This window comes from Piscirickettsia litoralis, from assembly GCF_001720395.1.
GTDB classification, from domain to species: domain Bacteria; phylum Pseudomonadota; class Gammaproteobacteria; order Piscirickettsiales; family Piscirickettsiaceae; genus Piscirickettsia; species Piscirickettsia litoralis.
In genome coordinates this window covers 140944-142321 of sequence record NZ_MDTU01000004.1, presented here as the reverse complement: position 1 = coordinate 142321, position 1378 = coordinate 140944, and the positions used below count along the sequence as shown (strand labels likewise).

Here is a 1378-nt window from a genome sequence, read left to right as displayed (position 1 = left end):
CGGTGCCAATAATTTAAATCACTCCTCTAGGCGACAATATATTTACGCTCTCGGTGGTGCTGCTTACATACATTTACATCATATTATTTCTTCCTCATCCCAGTACAATAAACTTGCCCTTCTTCAAAAGTAACTCCTTTAAAAAAATGTTCCTGAGCAATTCTCGCAAAGTCTCTTTTATTATTTATTAGTGTATTTCTCAATTTATTTATCAGACCATGACGGTACATATAAACAGTATTTAATTTTAGTCCTAAAATATTGGAGATATCTATGGGCTTTATCGAAGGAAATTGAGCAAACATGCATAGCATTTTCATATCTGTTGGGCTTAAAGTTTCACCATGATATTCCATGGTTGGCAAAGTTAAAAATATTCTATTATTAACGAGCTGATTGATGCCTAGATCAGTTTCATTAATAATTCCTACTACTTCACCAGAATTAATTAAAGGTATTTTGTTATTTGTTACAATACCAAAAATATGTTTTGTTGAAAAAACAGCGTGGCGTGTAATTTTATTTGTACTACCAATTAAGATATTATATCTATCTTTGATAACTTGGTTCATAAATGAAATTTTAGGCGTGACAGTGATAAAGTCAACCACCTTTTTCCCCAGAACCTCTTCTCGATTTATTTTACAAACTGATTGATATAACTCATTGATAAACATTATATTTCCATCGTTGTCCACTATAGTGTAGAGTTTTTGTTCACTAAAATCTAACAACTCGTTCTCCTTACGTAAAATTAACGCCAATATTTGAAGTATCATGATATATGTTGAAGCAGTATAGCTGATAATCTTTTCACTTAACCTGATATAACTATTACTAACTACTATTGTGGTCTGTGACTATAAATTATATTTCGCATACTCGCTCCCCTTTTTCTTTCGTACTGCTCTAGTTCTAGATCATTTGCACAAAACGAATTAATTTTGTATCTCATAGAACATAAAAACCTCATATCTTTAAAGTTGTTTCAAAAATACTCATCAGTTCATAATCATAAACACCACTATCTAACACGGCAACGACAAATCATCGACTGTTCCTATCATTTGACGCTTTCTTTTCTTAATTTGACAACTCCGCATCCAGTATCTCAATGGGCTTAAATTCCCCATACTTGATACTACAGCTGGGTAATGATTTTTAACACTTCTTCTAGTTAGGCAACTCGGTTCTAAATTCTTGCCTACCTCAGCATAGTAACTTCATGTTTGTCGTTACCTGACTCATATCGTGAGGATTAAGGGTTTAGTGTTCAGCCCAGCCACACATCAAAGAAGAAATTATACTAAAGACTGACAGAAAAAACACCTAAAACATTCGATACAAGCCATGGAGAAGGCACCCATAAGGGGCACCG

At 33.5% G+C, this 1378-nt stretch carries 1 protein-coding gene; it reads right to left on the bottom strand.

Features of this window, described 5'->3' with window-relative positions:
* Window positions 1-83 precede the first annotated feature (83 nt).
* Window positions 84-734 carry a PAS domain-containing protein gene (locus BGC07_RS17290; RefSeq protein ID WP_158007010.1) on the bottom strand — a complete coding sequence of 217 codons (651 nt, stop codon included), beginning with the start codon at window positions 732-734 and terminating at the stop codon, window positions 84-86.
* Between the last annotated feature and the right edge of the window lie 644 nt (window positions 735-1378).